Source organism: Burkholderia sp. AcTa6-5, assembly GCF_017815075.1.
Lineage (GTDB): Bacteria > Pseudomonadota > Gammaproteobacteria > Burkholderiales > Burkholderiaceae > Burkholderia > Burkholderia sola.
This window is the reverse complement of record NZ_JAGIQE010000029.1, coordinates 22,719-43,374: the sequence shown is the minus strand read 5'-3', so window position 1 is coordinate 43,374 and position 20,656 is coordinate 22,719. Positions and strand designations below refer to the sequence as shown.

The 20,656-nt window shown below is 67.2% G+C and carries 16 protein-coding genes and 1 pseudogene; 9 read left to right on the top strand and 8 right to left on the bottom strand.

All coding sequences use genetic code 11. The features are described 5' to 3' along the window. The first annotated feature begins 25 nt into the window (after window positions 1-25). The gene (locus tag J8I33_RS29110) at window positions 26-1,180 is read left to right on the top strand and encodes an exo-alpha-sialidase (RefSeq protein ID WP_209927870.1); all 1,155 of its coding nucleotides are present in this window, start codon (window positions 26-28) and stop codon (window positions 1,178-1,180) included. Here J8I33_RS29110 and J8I33_RS29105 read toward each other — a convergent pair. Then, window positions 1,167-2,111 (bottom strand): LysR substrate-binding domain-containing protein, encoded by a 945-nt coding sequence (locus J8I33_RS29105; protein WP_209939587.1) that lies wholly within the window; start codon window positions 2,109-2,111, stop codon window positions 1,167-1,169. The genes J8I33_RS29110 and J8I33_RS29105 overlap by 14 nt on opposite strands. 147 nt (window positions 2,112-2,258) lie before the next feature. Here J8I33_RS29105 and J8I33_RS29100 point away from each other — a divergent pair, with 147 nt between their 5' ends. Further along, a complete protein-coding gene (locus J8I33_RS29100; RefSeq protein ID WP_209939586.1) occupies window positions 2,259-2,684 on the top strand; it encodes a PACE efflux transporter in 426 nt (141 codons plus the stop codon). A 9-nt stretch (window positions 2,685-2,693) separates the two neighbouring features. Here the strand turns inward: J8I33_RS29100 and J8I33_RS29095 are convergent, their stop codons facing one another. The 6 genes and pseudogenes from J8I33_RS29095 to J8I33_RS34650 form a co-directional block, all read right to left on the bottom strand. Next, window positions 2,694-3,320, bottom strand: coding sequence for a trimeric intracellular cation channel family protein (locus J8I33_RS29095; RefSeq protein ID WP_209939585.1), 627 nt, complete (start codon window positions 3,318-3,320; stop codon window positions 2,694-2,696). A gap of 294 nt (window positions 3,321-3,614) precedes the next feature. Continuing rightward, on the bottom strand, window positions 3,615-4,562 hold the full coding sequence (locus J8I33_RS29090) for a choline ABC transporter substrate-binding protein (RefSeq protein WP_050012220.1): 948 nt from the start codon (window positions 4,560-4,562) through the stop codon (window positions 3,615-3,617). 103 nt (window positions 4,563-4,665) lie between these two features. After that, window positions 4,666-5,664 (bottom strand): GlxA family transcriptional regulator, encoded by a 999-nt coding sequence (locus J8I33_RS29085; protein ID WP_209939584.1) that lies wholly within the window; start codon window positions 5,662-5,664, stop codon window positions 4,666-4,668. 108 nt (window positions 5,665-5,772) lie between these two features. Further along, entirely contained in the window at window positions 5,773-6,669 is an 897-nt protein-coding gene (gene choW, locus J8I33_RS29080) for a choline ABC transporter permease subunit (RefSeq protein ID WP_021163994.1), read from the bottom strand. Then, window positions 6,662-7,953, bottom strand: a pseudogene (locus J8I33_RS29075) (glycine betaine/L-proline ABC transporter ATP-binding protein); the annotation flags it as partial. The pseudogene J8I33_RS29075 and the gene choW, both read right to left, overlap by 8 nt. Window positions 7,954-8,141: 188 nt before the next feature. Beyond that, window positions 8,142-8,468: a hypothetical protein gene (locus J8I33_RS34650; protein WP_245172548.1), complete on the bottom strand. Its 327-nt coding sequence runs from the start codon at window positions 8,466-8,468 to the stop codon at window positions 8,142-8,144. Here J8I33_RS34650 and J8I33_RS29065 point away from each other — a divergent pair. Both J8I33_RS29065 and J8I33_RS29060 read left to right on the top strand, forming a co-directional pair. Next, window positions 8,437-11,823 (top strand): DUF2339 domain-containing protein, encoded by a 3,387-nt coding sequence (locus J8I33_RS29065; protein WP_209939583.1) that lies wholly within the window; start codon window positions 8,437-8,439, stop codon window positions 11,821-11,823. The two genes, J8I33_RS34650 and J8I33_RS29065, sit on opposite strands and share 32 nt — an antisense overlap. After that, entirely contained in the window at window positions 11,820-13,172 is a 1,353-nt protein-coding gene (locus J8I33_RS29060; RefSeq protein ID WP_209939582.1) for a DUF3999 domain-containing protein, read from the top strand. The genes J8I33_RS29065 and J8I33_RS29060 overlap by 4 nt, the downstream gene beginning before the upstream one ends. 121 nt (window positions 13,173-13,293) lie before the next feature. On the opposite strand, the gene J8I33_RS29055 is transcribed toward J8I33_RS29060, so the two are convergent. Beyond that, complete coding sequence (locus J8I33_RS29055) at window positions 13,294-14,112, bottom strand: GNAT family N-acetyltransferase (protein ID WP_209939581.1); 819 nt, start codon at window positions 14,110-14,112, stop codon at window positions 13,294-13,296. Window positions 14,113-14,393: 281 nt separating this feature from the next. Between J8I33_RS29055 and J8I33_RS29050 the strand changes: the two genes are divergently transcribed. The 5 genes from J8I33_RS29050 to J8I33_RS34645 all read left to right on the top strand — a co-directional run. After that, complete coding sequence (locus tag J8I33_RS29050) at window positions 14,394-14,699, top strand: NIPSNAP family protein (RefSeq protein WP_050012213.1); 306 nt, start codon at window positions 14,394-14,396, stop codon at window positions 14,697-14,699. 317 nt (window positions 14,700-15,016) lie between these two features. After that, on the top strand, window positions 15,017-15,667 hold the full coding sequence (locus tag J8I33_RS29045) for an NAD(P)H-dependent oxidoreductase (protein ID WP_050012212.1): 651 nt from the start codon (window positions 15,017-15,019) through the stop codon (window positions 15,665-15,667). A gap of 235 nt (window positions 15,668-15,902) precedes the next feature. Further along, window positions 15,903-16,121 carry a hypothetical protein gene (locus J8I33_RS29040; RefSeq protein ID WP_006480563.1) on the top strand — a complete coding sequence of 73 codons (219 nt, stop codon included), beginning with the start codon at window positions 15,903-15,905 and terminating at the stop codon, window positions 16,119-16,121. A gap of 95 nt (window positions 16,122-16,216) precedes the next feature. Continuing rightward, window positions 16,217-17,119, top strand: a complete 903-nt coding sequence (locus J8I33_RS29035) for a hypothetical protein (RefSeq protein ID WP_050012211.1) — start codon at window positions 16,217-16,219, stop codon at window positions 17,117-17,119. A gap of 961 nt (window positions 17,120-18,080) precedes the next feature. Beyond that, a partial coding sequence (locus J8I33_RS34645) for an ESPR-type extended signal peptide-containing protein (protein ID WP_280920988.1) occupies window positions 18,081-20,656 on the top strand: 2,576 nt, incomplete at its 3' end.

Below are 20,656 nucleotides of genomic sequence, written 5' to 3'. Positions count from 1 at the left end.
GGCCGACCATCCGGAGACATCCCACATGAACGATCGACTGCTCGTCGCCACCCGCAAGGGCCTCTTCGTCCTGCAACCCGACGGTCATGGCGGCTGGACGCCCGGCGAACCGCATTTCATCGGCGAACCCGTCAGCATGGCGCTTGCCGACCCGCGCGACGGCACGCTGTATGCGGCGCTCAATCTCGGCCATTTCGGCGTGAAACTGCATCGGCTGCGTGCAGGCGCCCGCGATTGGGAGGAATGTGCAGCCCCGGTTTATCCGCCGCAGCCCGCCGACGCGTCGCCTCCCCGTGCCGAACCGCACGCAGGCAGCGGCGATACTGATGATGAAGCTGCCGCTGCCGGGACGTCGCAGCCAACGTGGACGCTTCAGCAAATCTGGTCGCTCGAAACCGGTGGCACGGACGAACCCGGCGTGCTGTGGGCCGGCACGATTCCCGGCGGCCTGTTCCGCTCCGACGACCACGGCGATTCGTGGGTACTGAACCGCGCGCTGTGGGATCGCCCCGAACGCCTCGAATGGGGCGGCGGCGGGTACGACGCGCCGGGCATTCACTCGGTGATGGTCGATCCACGTGACAGTCGGCACGTCACCGTCGGCATCTCGTGCGGCGGCGTGTGGCAGACCGCGGACGGCGGCTCGACATGGCGCGTCACGGCGGAAGGCATGGAAGCCGACTACATGCCGCCCGAGCGACGCGGCGAGGCGAACATGCAGGACCCGCACCGCGTCGTGCAGTGCGCGGCCAATCCGGACGTGCTGTGGACGCAGCATCACTGCGCGATCTTCCGCTCGACCGACGGCGGCGAACAGTGGCAACGGATCGAAGCAGAGCCGTCGAGCTTCGGTTTCGCGGTGGCCGTGCATCCGCACGAACCGGATACCGCGTGGTTCGTGCCGGCCGTGAAGGACGCGTGCCGGATTCCGGTGAACGGCCGGCTCGTCGTCACGCGCACGCGCGACGGCGGCCGCAGTTTCGAGAGCCTGTCGAACGGGTTGCCGGCCGCGCCCGCGTACGACCTCGTGTATCGGCACGGGCTCGCGGTGGACGATTCCGGCACGCGCCTCGCGATGGCGTCGACGACCGGCGGGCTATGGACGTCCGATGATGGCGGCGAGCACTGGCAGCAGGTATCGGCGCATTTGCCGCCGGTGTATTGCGTCAGCTTCGGGTAGCGGCGCGAGCATCGTCCGGCGCCATCCGCGCCACCGCCTCGCGCGTCGTTGCGATTTCCGCTTCGAGCCAGTCGAGAAACCGCCTGACCTGCGGCTCGCGCTCGCGCCCCGGCCGGCACAGTGCGACGAAGCGCGCACCGTCGAGCCGCACCGTGGGCTCGATCGGCATCAACGCGCCGCGCTCGACATGCTCGGCGGCCAGCACCGAGCTAAGCAGCGCGATACCCTGCCCGTGCAGCACGGCCTGCAGTGCGTAATGCTCGTCGTCGTAATGGCGAAACACCGCACGTTCGAGCCATGCTTCTCGCCCCGCCGCACGACACCACGACGCCCAGTCGATTGACACGGGCAGCGGCGTATCCCACACGGTTTCGATCAGGTCGAGCGGCGCGTCCGCACGATGCATATCGAACCCGGCGGCCGCATACGCGCCGAAATACTCGTCGATCAACGCAATCTCGTGCAGCGCGGGAAACCTGCGCGACGTCGCGCGAATCGCGAGATCGACGCGTGCATCGCGTTCGAGATCGACGAGCGTGTTCCCCGTTTCGACCTTGATGTGCAGGTGCGGATCGACGCGGCGAAACGCACCGAGCCGCGGAATCAGCCACATCGCCGCAAACGCGGGCGTGGTGGTCAGCACGAGCGGGCGCGCATCGGCCGCGTCCGGACGCAGCGCGTCGAGCCCGCGGCTCAGTGCCAGCAACGCATCGTGACTCGCACGAAACAGTTGCTCGCCTTCTTCCGTCAGCCGCACGCCGCCCGCGCCGCGCTCGAACAGCAGCACGCCGACGCGGCTTTCGAGCGACTTGATCTGGTGCGACACGGCGGCCGGCGTCACGGACAGTTCTTCCGCGGCGGCCTTGAACGTGCCGAGCCGCGCCGACGATTCGAAGACACGCAATGCGGTCAAGGGAATTTTCGAGAACACGGGGCCTCGCGGGCCGGATGCGGCCGGGTTGAATTCGATTCAATCCGGGTGAGATTAGGTGAATTGAAGCGGCTGCGCAACGCGGCTAGCCTTCCGGAACGTCGCGGCACGTCGCCGCGGCGGTTGCCGTCGAACCGGAGGAACCCCGTGCAAGGCCTATCGCGCAGGATCACGCAGGCGGTGCTCTACGAAGCGATCGCCATTTCCTGCATCTCGCCCGCGATCGCGGCGATCTTCAAGCAGGACCTCGTCTACTCGGGCGCGCTGTCGGCGACGATGTCGGCGATCGCGATGCTGTGGAACATGCTCTTCAATGCGCTGTTCGAGCGCTGGGAAGCATCGCGCCGGCAGCCGGCGCGTACGCTCGGGCGGCGGATCCTCCACGCGACCGGATTCGAGGGCGGGCTGATCTTCATCCTCGTGCCGGTCGTGTCGTGGTGGCTCGGCATCTCGTGGTTCGATGCGTTCGTCGTCGATATCGCGCTGTTCGCGTTCTTCTTCTGCTACGCGTTCGTGTTCCAGTGGGCGTTCGATCGCGTGTTCGACGTGCCGGCGGCGACGAAGGGGTCGTGAGTCGGGCGCCTATGCGCCCGCGGCAATTTTCGGCAGTTGCCAGCCGAACCGCACCGCCGCCATCCGCAGCGCAAAACAGGCGATGCCGCCGAGCACGGCCGCGACGACCGGCGGGCAACCGAGTCGCCGGCACAACACAACGACGACCGCGCCGAGCAACGCCGCGCTCGCATAGATGTCGGTGACCAGCACGACCGGTATCCGCGCGAGCAGCAGATCGCGCACGACGCCGCCGCCGCAGCCGGTCACGGCGCCCATCAGCGTTGCAATGAACGGGTGGACACGGAATTCGAGCGCCTTCACCGCGCCGGCGACCGCGAACAATGCGAGGCCGGCCGCATCGAGCGTCGTCAGCAGCGACGGTGAGAACGCGGCGACCCGCGCATGAAACACGAAGGCGAACAGCCCGGCGGCGAACGCGAGCGCCGGATAACGCCAGTCGCTCACGGCGCTCGGCGGCCGCGCGCCGATCAGCAGGTCGCGAATCACGCCGCCACCGAGCGCGACGACGAGCGACAGCACCATCACCCCGAACAGGTCGAGGCCGGCGCCGATCGCCGCATTGGCGCCCTCGATCGCGAACACCCCCGTGCCCGCGAGATCGGCGGCGAGCACGACTTGCTCGATGCGCTTCATGCGAATGAATGGTCGAAGCACCGGACGGTCCGGTTGCAGCCTGCGTCGACCGAAGCGGTCGCGTGATTCGGCCACGTGCCGGCTGCATGTTGCCGTCCGGATGCATCCAGCGGGTTGCGGGCCATGGCCGTCTCCTCGATCGTGGATCGAGCAGTCTAGCGCATCGCCCGCCCGCCGTCGGCGCGAGCACGAAGCACGTAGCAAAAAACCGGCGCAAGCAGGTCACCCCGCTTACGCCGGCTCAACATTCACGTCAGGCTTCGGGCCGCAGCCGCAAAGCCCGACGCGTCATGCTCAATGCGCGCCGAGATACGCCTTCACCGCCGGCAGGCCCGGCTTGCCGTCGATCGTCGTCACGCCGGCCAGCCACTTGTCGAGTGCGTCCGGGTTCGCCTTCAGCCACGCGGCGGCAGCCTTGTTCGGGTCCTGCTTGTTCATGATCGGCACCATCACGTGGTTCTCGATCGCCGTCGTGAACTGCAGGTTCGACACGAACTTCGCGACGTTCGGGCAGCGCTGCGCGTAGTCGGGCGGCGTCGCCGTCAGCACCTTCGCTTCGCCGTAGTTCGGGCCGAACACGTCGTCGCCGCCGGTCAGGTAGTCGATCTTCATCTGCACGTTCATCGGATGCGGCTCCCAGCCGAGGAACACGATCCACTGCTTGTCGCGGATCGCGCGATTCACCTCGACCAGCATCCCGGCCTCGCTCGACTCGACCAGCTTGAACTTGCCGAGGCCGAACTGGTTGCCGTCGATCATCTTCTTGATCAGCGCGTTGCCATCGTTGCCGGGCTCGATCCCGTAGATCTTGCCGTTGAGCTTGTCCGCGTATTTCTGGATGTCCGCGAACGACTTCAGGCCGCCCTGGTACACGTAGTCGGGCACCGCGAGCGTGTATTTCGCGCCGGTCAGGTTCGGCGTCGCGAGCACCTTGATCGTGCCGGCCTTCGTGAACGGCTGGATGATCGGGTCCATCGTCGGCGACCAGTAGCCGAGGAACACGTCGATCTGCTTGCTCTTGATCCCCGCGAACGTGATCGGCACCGACGCGATCGTCTTCGTCGGGTTGTAGCCGAGCCCCTGCAGCATCGTCGATGCGAGGCCCGTGGTCGCCGCGATGTCGGACCAGCCGACATCGGCGAAGCGCACGTTCTTGCACACGGGCGGATCGGCCGCATAGACGGCCGACATCGGTGCGGTCATCCCGATCCCGCACACCGCTGCGATCAATAGGCGCTTCATCTTGCTTCTCCTCAAAGTGATGTCGTTTGCTTGAATCCGGGATCGTTTATTGAAGCCGCGCGCCGCGATCCCGGCGACGTCGCGGACCGAATGATTGCCCCGTTCAGCGCCCCGGCAGCCGGCGCTCGTAGCTCGGCGCATGGCCGAACTGCGCGCGGTATGCCTTGCTGAAATGACACGGCGAATGAAAGCCGCAGACCGTCGTCACGCGCGCGATCGATGCGTCGGTCGTGCGCAGCAGGTCGCGTGCGCGTTTCAGGCGCAGCGTCAGGTAATAGTGGGTCGGCGATACGTTCAGGTACACCTTGAACATGCGCTGCAGATGCCGCTGCGACAGCCGCACGAGCCGCGCGAGTTCCTCGAGCGACAGCGGCTCCTCGATGTTCGCCTCCATCAGCCGCACGACCTCGATCAGCTCCGCGCGCGAGAAGCCGACGCGCGCGTCGACCGGAATCGGCTGCGTATCGGTCGAACTGCGGATGCGCTCCAGGATGAACTGCTCGGAGACCTGCGCGGCGAGCTGCTGGCCGAACCGCATGCCGACGAGGTTCAGCATCAGGTCGAGCGGCGCGGTGCCGCCCGTGCAGGTCAGCCGGTCGCGATCGACGACGAACAGCTCGTCGGCGAAGCCCACCTGCGGAAATTCGGAATGCAGCGCGGACAGGTTCTCCCAGTGCACGGTGCAGCGATAGCCGTCGAGCAGGCCGCTCGACATCAGCGCGTACGCGCCCGTGCAGATGCCGCCGAGCGGCAGCCCGCGTTCGGCGAGCGCCGCGAGCGTATCGCGCGCGCCCGCGTCGATCACGTCGCGGATGCGGATGCCGCCGCACACGATCATCACGTCGGGCAGGTTGTCGTAGTCGAGCGCCTGCGTGGGCCGCACCGCGATGCCGTTGCTGGCATGCGCGGGCGCGCCGTCGAGCGAGTAGATCGACCACTTGTAGTGATCCGCCCGCCCGACGTAGTTCGCCATCCGAAGCACTTCGACCGCGCTCGAGAACGCGATCATCGAGAAATTCGGCAGCGTGAGGAAGCCGAAATGGGCGAGGGACGAAACCGGTGAAACGCAGGCGGCGGGCGCGACAGCGACGGCGGACGTCACATCGGTCTCCTGGCGAGGAGGTTGTAGAGGGCCAGCCCCGCGGCCGAAGCCGCGGGAGCCGTTATCCATTCAGGGTGAGCGGCAGGAGCGTGGTCCGGCCGCCGAAGATCAGGCCTGCGCGGGCGAAGCCTTCACGCGAAAGAGCTGCTTGAGGCCCGAGAACAGCGGCGCCTTCACGGTGCCCGGCGCGCGGCCGAAGCTCTCGGTGATGCGGTCGAGAATGATCGCGAGCAGCACGACCGACAGGCCGCTTTCGAAGCCGAGGCCGATGTCGAGACGCTGGATACTCGCGAGCACGTCGTTGCCGAGGCCGCCGGCGCCGACCATCGACGCGATGATCACCATCGACAGCGCCATCATGATCGTCTGGTTCACGCCCTGCATGATCGACGGCAGCGCGTTCGGGAACTGCACCTTGTACAGCAGTTGCCACGGCGTGCAGCCGAACGCCTGGCCGGCTTCGACGATCTCGCGGTTCACGTGGCGGATGCCGAGGCTCGTGAGACGCACCGCGGGCGGCATCGCGAAGATCACCGTCGACAGGATCCCCGGCACGCGGCCGAGACCGAACAGCATCGCGGCCGGAATCAGGTAGACGAAGGCCGGCATCGTCTGCATCAGGTCGAGGATCGGGCGAACGATCGCGGCGACCCACTTGCTCTTCGCGGCCCAGATGCCGAGCGGGATGCCGAGCACGAGGCTGATGATCGTCGACGACAGCGTGAGGCCGAGCGTGATGACCGTCTGGTCCCAGAAGCCGGTCGCGAAGATCAGCAGCAGCGATGCGGTGGTGAACAGCGCGAAGCGCCAGCCCACCCGCCACAGCCCGACGCCGATGAAGATCGCCATCATCAGCCACATCGGGATCGCCTGCAGGCCATGCTCGACGAATGCCGCGAGCCCCTCGATCGCTTGACCGATCGCGTCGAACGTCTTCGCGTCGTGGTCGAGCAGGTAGTGAACGGACTGGTCGACCCAGGTACCGAGCGGAATCATTTCAGACATGGGAACCTCGCGAACGCGTGATGGCCTTCAGGATGAGCGCGCGATCGACCGAGCCGCAGTAGCAGCCGTCGTCGTCGACGACAGGCAGTGCATTCGGGCTCGCGACCACGCGCGCGACGACATGTTCGAGCGACGCATCGCGCCGGATGCTTTCGATCGGCCGCACGGACGGCGTGTCCTGACCGAGCGCCTCGCGCGTGACGAAGCCGCGAATCTTGCGTGCGGCATCGAGTACGAACGCGTAGTCGGCGCTGCCGTTCAGCGAAGCGGCGACGTTCGCGGCATCGCACTTCGACATGGTCGGCACGGCGCCCGTCTGCATCAGGTCGCCCGCCGTCAGATAGCGGCTCGTGTCGATGCCGTCGAAGAACGCGCGCACGTAATCGTCGGCCGGGTTCGCGATGATGTCCTGCGGCGTGCCGACCTGCACGAGGCGGCCGCCTTCCATGATCGCGATGCGGTTGCCGATGCGCAGCGCTTCCTCGAGATCGTGCGACACGAACATGATCGTGCGGCGCTGCTCCTTCTGCAGTTGCAGCAGCACGTCCTGCATTTCGCGGCGCTTGAGCGGATCGAGCGCGGAGAACGCCTCGTCCATGATCATCAGCGACGGGTTCACGGCCAGCGCGCGGGCGAGGCCGACGCGCTGCTGCATGCCGCCCGACAGCTCGGACGGCAGCTTGTGCGAGAACGGCGCGAGACCCACTTGCTCGAGCACTTCCATCGCCCGGCGCTCGCGCTCCTTCTTGCCCATGCCGCCCACTTCGAGCCCGAACGCGGCATTCGACACGACGGTGCGATGCGGCATCAGCGCGAACGACTGGAACACCATGCTCATGTCCTTGCGGCGCAGCGCGGTCAGCGCCGAGCGGCGCGCCGACGCGACGTCGAGCCCGTCGATCAGCACCTTGCCGGCGCTCGGATCGACCAGCCGGTTCACGAGGCGGATCAGCGTGGACTTGCCGGAGCCGGACAGGCCCATCAGCACGAAAATTTCGCCTTCCTGCACATCGAAGGAGACGTTGTGCACGCCGACGACCTGGCCGGTGCGCTTGAGCACATCGTCCTTCGTCGCGCCGGCGGCGAGCATGTCGAGCGCCTGCTGCGGGTTACTTCCAAATACCTTGCACAGACCTTCGACCACAACCTTGGGGGCATCCATCGAAACCTTCTCCTCGTGTAGCGGGGACTCGCGCTTGTCATAGCGTGCCTACATAGTTGCCAGAAAAAACCCCGGCCTGCCGACGAATTACGACAAACGCTTGCGCAAATACGACACACCCGCCAGCCCCGCCCGGCGGGCCGCGCCGCCGATTGCGGCGGCGCAATACGCGCACGGCCAGCAATGACGGGCATCCCCCGCCGGACTTGTGCGCAGCAGCGCGGCGGATGGCGCATGAGGTTTTGCGCCAGACCGTATCGGGCACGCGTCGCTTTGCGACAAGTTGACGTCCGTTCCGGCGTCGATCTATTCAGACGAAAGCGACCACCGCATGCGTCAGTAAAAAGCATGACCGTGCAAAAAGCCGGATGGCGACACCGGACGGCGCACGCCGCGATACCGCGCCAACCCCGGAAATAGGAGCATGCGCGCTGTGATACATTCCCGCAAACACGCCGATCGCGACGTTGCCGCGGGCCTTGCGCACGAGGGCCCGGCCGCACGGCGCGCGCATGCCGGTTCGCCTGCCGGCCGTGCCGAAACTGCCTCGATCCGGTGTGATCCGCGATCGAAGGACGATAACGATAGTGAGAGGGAGCAAGGCGTTGAACTGGGCATTCGCCGTAATCGGCTTCATCGTGGGCGGCATCGCCGCGTTGATCGGGGATTTCTCTGCCGCGAGCGGCTCGCTGCTGGGGGCCGCCGGCGGGTTCTGGCTTGGACACGCGCTGCGGCAACGCAAGCTGCAGAAGCCGCGCGCCGCACCCGACGCATTCGCGATCGCCGCGACGACGTCGCCTACTCCGTTACCGCTCGCCGATCGTGTCGCGCGCCTCGAAGCAACCGTCGACACACTCACACGCGAACTCGACGCGCTGCGCGCTCAACTGGCGGGCGCGAAGGCCGGTGGGGCGACCTCCGGCGGCATCGCGCAAACGGCTTCGGCCGACGCTGCGTCCGCGCCGCTGCCGGGGCACTTCCCGACACCGCCCGCGCAACAACCTGTCGCCGTGCGCGCCGACACACCGGCATCCATTTCGACGACGACGCCCGCGACACCGCCCGCACCGGCCACCGCAGCACGCACCTCGGCTGCGTCCGCTCACGCTAACGCTCACGCCGCAGCCACCGCACAAGCCACCCCGATCCGCCCTGCCCCACCGCAACCGCCCGCGCCGCGCGAACCCGGCCTCGCCGACCGCGCGTTCGGCGCCGCGCGCGACTGGCTGCTCGGCGGCAACACGGTCGTGCGTGTCGGGATCATCGTGCTGTTCTTCGGCGTCGCGTTCCTGCTCAAGTACGCGGCCGACAACGCGATGCTGCCGATCGAATTCCGCCTCGCGGGCACGGCGCTCGCCGCGGCCGCGCTGCTCGCGATCGGCTGGCGCGTGCGGCCGCGCCGCGCCGCCTACGGCCTCGTGCTGCAAGGCGGCGGCGTCGGCATCCTGTACCTGACCATCTTCGCCGCGACCAAGCTTTACGCACTACTGCCCATCGGCGCCGCGTTCCCGCTGATGGTCGCGGTCTGCGCGCTGAGCGCGTTCCTCGCGGTGCGGCAGAACGCGCTGCCGCTCGCGTTCATGGGCAGTGCGGGCGGCTTTCTCGCGCCGATCCTGCTGTCGACCGGCCAGGGCAACCACGTCGCGCTGTTCAGCTATTACGCACTGCTGAACGCGGGCATCTTCGCGATCGCGTGGTTCAAGGCCTGGCGCCCGCTGAACCTGCTCGGCTTCGTGTTCACGTTCACGATCGGCTCCGCGTGGGGCGTGACCGCCTATCGCCCCGCGCTGTTCGCGAGCACCGAGCCGTTCCTGATCCTGTTCTTCCTGATGTACGTCGGCATCGCGCTGCTGTATGCGGTGAAACGCGAACTCGCGCTGCGACACTACGTGGACGGCACGCTCGTGTTCGGCACGCCGATCGTCGCGACCGCGCTGCAGGCGGCGCTCGTGAAAGGCATGCCGTTCGCGCTCGCGTGGAGTGCGGTCGCGCTGTCGGCGTTCTACGTCGCGATCGCCGCATGGCTCGCGCGGCGCCGCGACCGCCTCGGGCTGCTGTTCGAATCGATGCTCGCGCTCGCGGTCATCTTCGCGACGCTCGCGGTGCCGCTCGCGTTCTCGGGACCGACGACCAGCGCCGCGTGGGCCATCGAAGGCGCGGCCGTCGTATGGCTCGGCGTGCGCCAGAAACGCCTGCTCGCGTTCGGCTTCGGGCTGCTGATGCAGGTCGCCGCGGCCGGTGCGTTCTTCACGAGCCTGCTGAGTCCGGCCGACGCGACCGCGCTGCCCGTGCTCAACGGCCCGACCATCGCGATGCTGCTGATCGCGCTCGCCGGCCTGTTCACCGGCTGGTGGCTGCACGGGCGCGGCGAAGCGCGCGCATGGCACGCGTGGATGCCCGAGATCGGCGTCGCGGCTGTCGCGTGGGGGCTGCTGTGGTGGGTCAGCGGCGGGCTGCACGAGATCCTCGTCCATGCGAGCCGTCACGTCGATCTGCATGCCGATCGCTTCGTCGTCGATACGACCGCGCTGTTCGCGGCCGGTACCGCGTGGCTCGCGCACGTCGCACGCCGCCGGCTCGCGTGGCCGCTCGCCGAATGGCCCGCACTCGCGCTCACGCCGGTGCTGGCGCTGCTCGCGCTGCGCGCGTTCGATGCGCACGAAGCGCCACTGTCGGGCATGGGCGCGTTCGCGTGGCCGGTGGCCGTCGGCGCGGGGCTTGGGCTGCTGTGGCGCCAGTCGCGCGGCACGACCGGCGCCGCTGCCGCGAACGGCGCGACGCCGTCCGTTGCAACGCGCATCCTCGCGCCGCTGCATACGCTGACGTTCTGGACCGTGTGCGGGCTGCTGTCGCTCGAAGGTTTCTGGCGCCTGCACGCGTTCGTCCCGGAAGGCGCATGGAGCTGGAGCGCATGGGCGTACGGCTTCGGCACGCTGCTCCTGCTCGTGTCGGGCGCCGGCTCCCGGCTGCGCTGGCCGGTCGCGGCGTTCCCGCGCGCATACCAGGTGTGGGGTGCGGCGCCGCTCGCCGCGCTGCTGTGGCTGTGGAGCCTCGCCAGCACGGTCAGCGACGGCGACGCAGCGCCGCTCTTCTGGCTGCCGCTGCTCAATCCGCTCGACATCGCGCAAGGTCTCGTGTTCGTCGCCTTCGCCGCGTGGCTGCGTCGCCTCAAGACGCTCGGCATCGCGTGGCATCCGCGCGTCGTCGACTATCTCGCGATCGCGACCGTGTTCCTGTGGTTCAACGCGCTGATGCTGCGCACGCTGCATCACCGCTTCCACTTCGGCTACGACGTCGACACCGTGCTGTCGTCGTTCGGCATCCAGCAGGTGTTCATGGTCGGCTGGAGCCTGTTCGCATTCGCCGGGATGTGGCTCACGCGCCGCGACGGCATCGCCCGCCTCTGCGCGCTCGCGTCGCTGCCGCTGATCGTCGTGATGTGGGCGTGGACCTTCTACGCGAACTTCACGCAGGACGGCGGAAGCTGGGCGCGCGTGCCGCTGTTCAACCCGCTCGATCTCGTGCTCGCGGTCGTCTATGCGCTCGCCGCGTCGTGGTTCGTGCGCGCGCGCAAGCTCGGCTGGTCGTTCGGCGCGTATCGCGTCGAGCTGCTCAGTGCGGCCGGCGCGACCGGCTTCCTGTGGCTGAACGCGATCCTGCTGCGCACGCTGCATCACTGGGCCGGCGTGCCGTACGCATTCGGCGCGATGGCCGAATCGACGCTCGTGCAGGCATCGGTGTCCGTGTACTGGACGGTCTGCGCGCTCGCGATCGCGATCTGGGCCACGCGCCGCGGGCTGCGCCCGCTGTGGTTCGTCGGCGCCGCGCTGCTCGCGCTGACGGTCGTCAAGCTGTTCCTGTTCGACCTGTCGCACGTCACCGGCATCGAGCGCATCGTGTCGTTCATCGGCATCGGCGTGCTGCTGCTGTTGATCGGCTATTTCTCGCCGCTGCCGCCGAAGGCCGCCGCGCAACAGGACGGCCAGCCATGAAACGACTCGCCGCCCTGCTCGGGCTGAGCCTGCTCGCGTCGTTCGCGGCGGCCGACGGCGCATCGAACGCCGGGCGCGTCACGCAGCGCTTCGCGCTCGACGTAGACGGCAGCGCCGCGTATTACCAGCTCACCGTGCCGCAGCCTGTGTATGCGGCGAGCCGGCGCGACGATCTCGGCGACGTGCGGATCTTCAACGGCGCGGGCGAGCCGGTGCCGTATTCGCTCGACGCGCCGGCCGCGCCCGCCGTGCCGCCGTCGCGCGCGCCGGTGCACTGGTTCCCGCTGCCGCCCGCGCGCGCCGAGAACGGCAACGCGCCGCTCGGCGTGACGGTCGGCCCGGACGGCGCGCTGCGCGCGGCCGTCGCCCCCCCTTCGCGCACTCGGCACGGCGCAGACCTCGTCGACCTGTCGCATACCGACGGCAGCATCGATGCGCTGCTCGTGCACGTGAACGACGACAGCTACCAGGGGCGCGTGTCCGTCGAAGCCAGCGACGACCTGCGCAACTGGCGGCCGCTCGGCAGCACGCAGTTGCTGAAAGTCGGCCGCGGCAACGACCTGCTGGTGCAGGAGCGCATCGCACTCGACGGTGCGACGCCGCGCTACCTGCGGCTGGACTGGCTCGACGGCGCGCCGGCGATCGCGTCGATCGACGCCGACACGCATCCGCGCGACGCACGCGGCGCCGACACGGCGTCCGTGCCGCGCCAGTGGCGCGACGCCGTGCGGATACGCGCCGGCGCTGCGCCGGGCGAGTATCTGTTCGACACCGACGGCGCGTATCCGGTCGACCGCGTGCGCATCGACCTGCCGCAGCCGAACACCGTCGCGCGCGCGACGCTGCAAAGCCGCGCCGATGCGCAAGCGCCGTGGCGCGACGTCGCGGCCGCGGTGCTGTTCCGGCTGCAGGGCAAGGGCGGCGAGCAGCGCAATCCACCGTTCGAGTTCGCGGCGAATACGGATCGCGCGTGGCGGATCGTCGTCGACATGCGCAACGGCGGGCTCGGCGGCGGCCGGCCGGCGGTCGCGATCGGCTGGCATCCGGCCGCGCTGATCTTCGTCGCGCGCGGCACGCCGCCATTTACGCTCGGCGTGGGCGATGCATCGCTCATGTCGTCGGCCGTGAGCCGCGACGCGCTGCTGGTCGGTATGGCGCCCGAAATACGGCCGGCCCGCGTCGGCGCGGCGCTACCCGTGTCGGCGGTCGCGCCGGCGGCAGCCGCCGATGCGGACGCCGGGCGTCGCTACGTGCTGTGGGGCGCGCTGATCGTTGCGGTCGGCGTGCTCGGCGCGATCGCGTGGCGCGTCGCGAAAGGCGGCGGCGACACGCGCAGCCGCGACGAGTGACGTCCACACGCATTTGCGAGCCGCTTGACGCGCCGGCCGGTTCCTTGGGCCATCGCCATGCGCGGTCGCACCGATTCATCGAGTGCCCGCGCCCGTCTTTACGTGAAGGCGATGCGACGCGTCAGCGGCGCGAATCGGAACCCGCCCGCCGCTCTCTGGCCACGAAGCGGCCGTGCTGACGCGGTCGCCACGGCGACGACCGGCAACTGGCCGCCCCGGCCGCGCGGCGCGCCGCGAAACCTCCGCCGCGACGCAGGCCCGACTCGCGCCGGCCCATCGCGACGACGCGCGGCGCCCACGCATGCATGATCCACCGCACGGCCGCCACACGCGCCGCCAGCCGCGACGCCGGCGACACGCGCCGCGCGGCACGTGCAACGGGCCGCTTGCACAGGATCGCGCTGTCGTAGCGCTTGCCGGCAAAGCGCATCACGTCAACCACCTCGAAGCCCTGCGCGCCGTAGAACGCCAGCAGGTGCGAAGCCGGATGCGGCGTATCCAGCGCGAGCAACGCATAGCCGCGCAACGCGGCCCACTGCTCGGCGAACGACAGCAGCAACGCGCCGATCCCGCGACTCTGGCAAGTCGGGTCCACCGCCACCTGGCGCACGCTCGCGACGCCTTCGCGCCGATACAGCGAGCAGGCCGACGACGGATCGGTCGCATACAGCGTGGCCGTGCCGACGACACGCCCGCCGCATACGGCGACATAACACTCGCCCGCTTCCGCGCGACGGCGCGTGACGTCTTCGTCCTGATCGACGCACGTGCAGTTGAGCCCCATCGCACCGAGCCGCGCGAACGCACGATGCAGCATCGGCGTGAGTTGCGCATAGCTGTCGATTGCCGGATCGAAACGCCGGACGATCACCCGATCAGCGCACGCGGAAGGCGGCGCGGCAGGGGTGCGTTCGGCGATCGCGTTCCAGGGTATCGACATGGCCATGCTCCGTGGTGAAGATGCCCGCAGTCTAGGAGCGCGCCGGTCGCCGTCGCAAGAAAAAATGTCGTAAAAATCCGGGGTAACGCGGCTGGTGGAGACGGCGAGTACGGTGCGTTTCGAAGCTGTTCGGACGTCATGCGCGAACGCATCGAAGCGCCGATCGTTGCTCGCGCAAGCAACGCACCAAGCGATGAAATCGACGCCCGGCGCGCACGCGCGTTGACACGTACCGCCCCACGCTCCAGACTCGCTGCTCCGTCACCGCATCGCGAGCGCCCATGATCACCTGCTTCCTTCGCTACGTCGTCGATCCGTACAAACTCGTCGAATTCGAAACCTACGGGAAGATGTGGATTCCGCTCGTCGAGCAGTTCGGCGGCACGCATCATGGCTACTTCCTGCCGTCCGAAGGCGCGAACAACATCGCGCTCGCGATGTTCTCGTTCCCGAGCCTCGCCGACTACGCGCGCTACCGCGAACGCTCGAAGGACGATCCGGCCTGCCAGGCCGCATTCCGCTACGCGGAGGAAACACGGTGCATCGTCAGCTACGAGCGCAGCTTCTTCCGGCCGGTGTTCGAGTAACGGACGAAACAGGCGCATCGCCGCACATCGCGCCCCGTTTTCCGGCCGAGGACGAAAAAAAGCCCCGCCAGCATCCGCGCGGCGGGGCCAACCCATGTCAGTAGAGACATCATGGAGGAGACGAGCCCATCTTATCGACCGCGGCGCACCGTCCCAACCAAGCATTTCTGCTATCGATCTGCGCGGCCGCGCACACGATTGCCCCGCCGCGCGGCATATCGATAGAACGAAAAGTCGTTTTCAGAGTGGCGGCGGGGTCGTTACCATCTGGTTTTAAGCCTGTGCTTAGCCGGGCAAGCCACTCCCAGGAGCGCCCCTTGACTGCATTCGATCAACACCGCCGCCCGTTCGTCGTCGGCATCGGCGGGACCACCCGGGCCGCATCGTCCACCGAACGCGCACTGTCGTTCGCGCTGCGCGGCGCGCAAGCCGCCGGCGCGCGCACGCGCCTGTTCGACGGCCCGTTCCTGCATACGCTGCCGCACTACGCACCCGAACACAAAACGCTGACCGACGCGCAACGCGAGCTGATCGACGCCGTGCGCGAGGCCGACGCGATCATCATCGCGACGCCCGGCTATCACGGCGGCGTGTCCGGCCTCGTGAAGAACGCGCTCGACACGCTCGAGGAACTGCGCGCGGACAGCCGCCCGTATCTCGACGGCCGCGCGGTCGGCCTGATCGTCACCGCGTACGGCTGGCAGGCGGCCGGCACCGTGCTGACGTCGCTGCGCTCGATCGTCCACGCACTGCGCGGCTGGCCGACACCGTTCGGCGCAACCGTCAACACGCTGGAAACGCGCTTCGAAAGCGCCGATAGCTGCTCGGATCCGAAGGTCGTCGCGCAACTCGAGACGGTCGGCGCGCAAGCCGCCGAATTCGCGCTCGCGTTCGCGTCGCATCGTGCGGCCTCGCATGCCGCCTCGGTCGATGCGCTCGCGCCCGTGCTGAAGGTCGCCAACCAGTAAGCTCCGCATTCCGCCGCGCCCCTTCGGTCGACACGGTTCGACGCAGGTGCGCGGCGCGTCTTCCGACGCACGGCGATGTGCCGGGCGCGTCCGTCTCGCCGCTCGAACACATCGTTCCCGCGCACCGCCCCGATAACGATTCAGCCCACCGCATGATTTGCATTGGCCGAAAGATTGGTTCACGCGGCCGGCAGGTTTTCGTACGCTGAAAGTCCGAACTTTTTATGCGCACGCCATGAACCGTACGATCCGCTACAAGGGCTATGAAGTCGCTCCCGCTGCCGCCCGGTTGCCGAACGGGCTGTTCGCCGCCAACCTGACGATCGAACGCGCGAGCGGCGGGCCGTCGCCGCGCTCCGTGTCGTTCGACGCCATCGATTTCTTCTTCGAGGAAGAGCACGCCCTCGCGTACGCATCGCGCTGGGGCCGCCTCTGGGTCGACACGAACGCGTGACCCGCGCGAGGCCCGCGTTGCACATGGCCCCCGAAAATACGCGATGACGGAAGCTGTGCCAGAATCTTTCGATCCGTAATCGCATAACAATAGCCATGACCGACACGCTGCAGGAAGAGCATGCAGCCGCAGATCACGCGATGCGCAACTGGACCTTCGAGAGGCAGGGTCCGGTCCGGATCGGTTCCGATGCGCACAAGCAGATGTTCTGTCGGATGCTGCTCGACACACACAATCCGTACAAGCCGGCGGTAATCGACTGGCCGGCGCTCCAGCCGGCCGAACTCAGGCGGCTCACGTCGCTGCCGATCTGGGACATCGCGGTGCAAACGGAAGGCCGCGCGTCGATTCGCGTCGCGACCTACGCCGCGACGGTCGACGATCCGCTGTTGCGCCGCGCGCTCGAGATGGACGGCGGCGAGGAAGCCCGCCACAAGGTCGTACTGTCGAAGCTCGTCGAGGCGTACGGTATCCGGCTCGCGCCCGAGCCGGCCTATCCGGCGCCCGCCGATCCCGAATGGTCGTGGATGATGACGGGCTTCAGCGAATGCATCGACAGCTTTTTCGCATTCGGCCTGTTCCGCTCCGCGCAGCGCTCCGGCTATTTCCCGCCCGAGCTCGTCGAGACCTTCGAGCCCGTGATCCAGGAAGAAGGCCGCCACATCCTGTTCTTCGTGAACTGGTACGCATGGTACTGGCGCACGATGCCGTGGTGGCGCCGGCCGTGGTTCTTCGCACGCGTCGCGGCCGTGTGGGTGCAACTGATTCGTGACCGCATGAATATCGCGCGCGGCATCGATGCCGACGGCGCCGCGCGTGACGCGAATTTTCCGGCGACCGGCACCGCCGATATCGGCGATGCGCTGAACCCGCGCGAACTGATCGAGCTGTGTCTCGTGGAGAACGACCGGCGGATGGCCGGTTACGACAAACGCCTGCTGCGCCCGATGTTCGTGCCGCGGATGGCGCGGCTCGCGCTGCGGTTTCTGAAGAAGTGAAGTCGGGCGCTTGCCGCGGATCATGCGGCAAGCGCCCGGATCGGCCCCCGCCCGTGGTTCGAGTGTGGCGCGTCCGATACATTCGCTTCCTCCCCTCTTTTTCCTCGACACATCGAGCGCCAGCGGCACGGCAGACACATTGCCGCACGCCGGATCTGACATTTCAGACACCGCCGCTCCCGCCAACGCTCGATCTTCGACGGCCTGTCGACGCCGCGCGGAACACCCACCGCGTGCGCGCCCGCTCGACTTCCGGCACGCGCGCCGATTCCGCCTTAACACCGACGCCAACGCGATCGTCAATAGGACAAAACCGATAAATTGACGCGAATTGTTTCGTCTGCGTGTCTGTAGCACTTTTTTACAACTTCCACGGCCCGGGCAGCCCGCAACGCCCGTCCCTCGGGCTCCGGCGCCGCGCGAAATGCGCAGATCCGCACAAACCAATGCACCCGACATCAGACAAATTCAATTACCAGATAACCAGTAAATGCAAACACAAATTCAACACAAACCCAAAATATTAATAAGTTAATAAAATATCAATAACATTATCCACGGCTCCACCCTCAAACATTACAAACATGAAAGTATTCGATGGTGCGCAAACGTTTGCGCTCCGTTTCGTCTTACTTTTAGGTGGATCGATCGTGTTGCCTATCGCACACAACCATCATAAGCCATTGATTCATATGGACAATTGTCGCCACTCCAACAGTAACACGAACCCTGCCCGGCCCATCCTCATATCTTTGACATTCGTTTCTCCGCACCACGTCAAAACGTGATGTATTAACCATTCTTTAACTTTAAAAACACTTCATTTATCACTGTTTGTCAATCTACAAAATCCACCTCCAATAAACTCCGCCCATCAATTTTGAGATTCGCGCGAACGCACGGAGCAATCCTCTAACAAAAGAGACCGGTGTGTGGCGTGCACATTTGGAGGTAGCAGGACATGAACCGCACATACCGCTCGATCTGGAACGAAGCGCTCGGCGCCTGGGTTGCAGCATCGGAAATCGATTCGGCACGGGGCAAGCCGAACAAGTCGGCCGTCGTGGTGGCAGCAGTCGCGGCTCTGGCGATCAGCCTGCCGTCGCTTGCAAGCGCGTCGACTTACATTCCCGGAACAGTGAACGGATTCGGGCAGTTCACGGTATCAAGCTGTACGTCCAGCAGCGGCAACACGGCCGCCGGGCGCACGACAATGGGCGACACCAACGCGTATCCCACCGACGGTTCGGGCACGTGGTCGACCGTGACCGGCTGTAACGCATCCGGCAACGGCAATCTCGCAGCAACGGTCTACGGCACCTACTCGCAAGTCACCGGCAAGGGCGGCACCGCGATGGGCTTCCTCAGCTCGGCCGGCCTCTGGGGCGTCGCGGCCGGCCTCGAAACCACCGCCAGCGGTGCCGGCGCGACCGCACTCGGCTTCGGCTCGACTGCGAACGCGCTGAACTCCGTCGCGATCGGCGGCGCGGGCGGCAACGGAACGACGCCGCTGTCGCAGGCGAACTCGACCATCGCTTCGGGCGCAGGCGCAATCGCCATCGGCAGCAACGCAACAAAGGGCGCCCAATCGGCCGCGGCGGACGGTATCGCGATCGGCGGGCAGTCATCCGTCGCGTCGGCCGCCACGTCGGGCATTGCAGTCGGCCGCGGCGCAACCGTCAACGGTGCGTACGGCATCGCGCAGGGCGACGGCGTCGTCTCCGGCGCAACGGGCCGGAACGTGGCGATCGGTTCGTCCGGCACTACCGCAAACAGCGCCACCGCTGCCGGCGGTGCAGTGGCAATCGGCCGAGGCCAGAGCGCAAACGGCGACGGCGCCGTTGCAATCGGCGATCCAAACAGCGCGACCGGCACGGGCGCGCTGGCAATCGGCGCGAACGACACGTCGAACGGCTCCGGCGCCATCGCGCTCGGCAACAACAACTCGGCGAACGGCACGGGCGCCGTGGCGCTCGGCAACAACAGCACGGCGATCAACAGCTCCGTCGCGATCGGCAGCTCGGCCTCGGCGACGGGCACCAACGGCGCGGTCGCCATCGGTAATGCGGCCACCGCGAACGGCACCGGCGCGATCGCGCTCGGTAACGTCGGCAGCTTTGCCGCCACCTCGATCGCGAGCGGCACGGACGCACTCGCGCTCGGTAACGGCTCGACGGCCAGCGGCAGCGCCGGCGCGGTCGCCGTCGGTGCGGCAGCCGTGGCGTCGAACTCCTACGCAACGGCCTTCGGTTCGAACTCGACTGCGTCGGGTGCCGGTTCGGTCGCGTTCGCGCAAAATGCCAATGCTTCGGCGTCGAACGCCATCGCCATCGGCGTCGGTTCGACCGCGAACGTCGCAAACTCGATCGCACTCGGCAGCAGTTCCATCACGAACAGTGCACTGACGACGACGTCCGGCGGCACCACCGCCGTCAATAGCACCACGATCGGCGGCCAGACGTTCGGCACGTATCAGGCCGGGACGCCTACGGGCGGCATCGTCAGCGTCGGTCAGCCGAACGCGGAACGCCGCATCCAGAACGTCGCCGCGGGCCTCGTCAGCGCGACCAGCACGGATGCGATCAACGGCAGCCAGCTCTTCGCAGTGGCAAGCACGACGACGTCGAGCATCACGAGCCTGTCGTCCTCCACGTCGACGGGCCTCTCGTCGGCTAATAGCTCGATCGCTTCGCTGTCGACCTCGACTTCGACCGGCATCAATTCGCTGTCCACCGGCCTGAGCTCGGCAAACAGCTCGGTTACGTCGCTTTCGTCTTCCACGTCGACGGGTCTCTCGTCGGCGAATAGCTCGATCACTTCGCTGTCGACGTCGACTTCGACCAGCATCAACTCGCTGTCCACCGGCCTCAGCTCGACTAACAGCTCGGTCACGTCGCTTTCGTCGTCCACGTCGACGGGGCTCTCGTCGGCGAATAGTTCGATCGCTTCGCTGTCGACGTCGACTTCGACCGGCATCAACTCGCTGTCCACCGGCCTCAGCTCGGCAAACAGTTCGGTTACGTCGCTGTCGTCTTCCACGTCGACGGGCCTCTCGTCGGCAAACAGCTCGGTTACGTCGCTTTCGTCGTCCACGTCGACGGGTCTGTCGTCGGCAAATAGCTCCATCGCTTCGCTGTCGACGTCGACTTCGACTGGTATCAACTCGCTGTCCACCGGCCTCAGCTCGGCAAACAGTTCGGTTACGTCGCTGTCGTCTTCCACGTCGACGGGTCTCTCGTCGGCTAACAGCTCGATCGCTTCGCTGTCGACGTCGACTTCGACTGGTATCAACTCGCTGTCCACCGGCCTCAGCTCGACTAACAGCTCGGTCACGTCGCTTTCGTCGTCCACGTCGACGGGGCTCTCGTCGGCGAATAGCTCGATCGCTTCGCTGTCGACGTCGACTTCGACCAGCATCAATTCGCTGTCCACCGGCCTCAGTTCGGCAAACAGTTCGGTTACGTCGCTTTCGTCGTCCACGTCGACGGGGCTCTCGTCGGCGAATAGTTCGATCGCTTCGCTGTCGACGTCGACTTC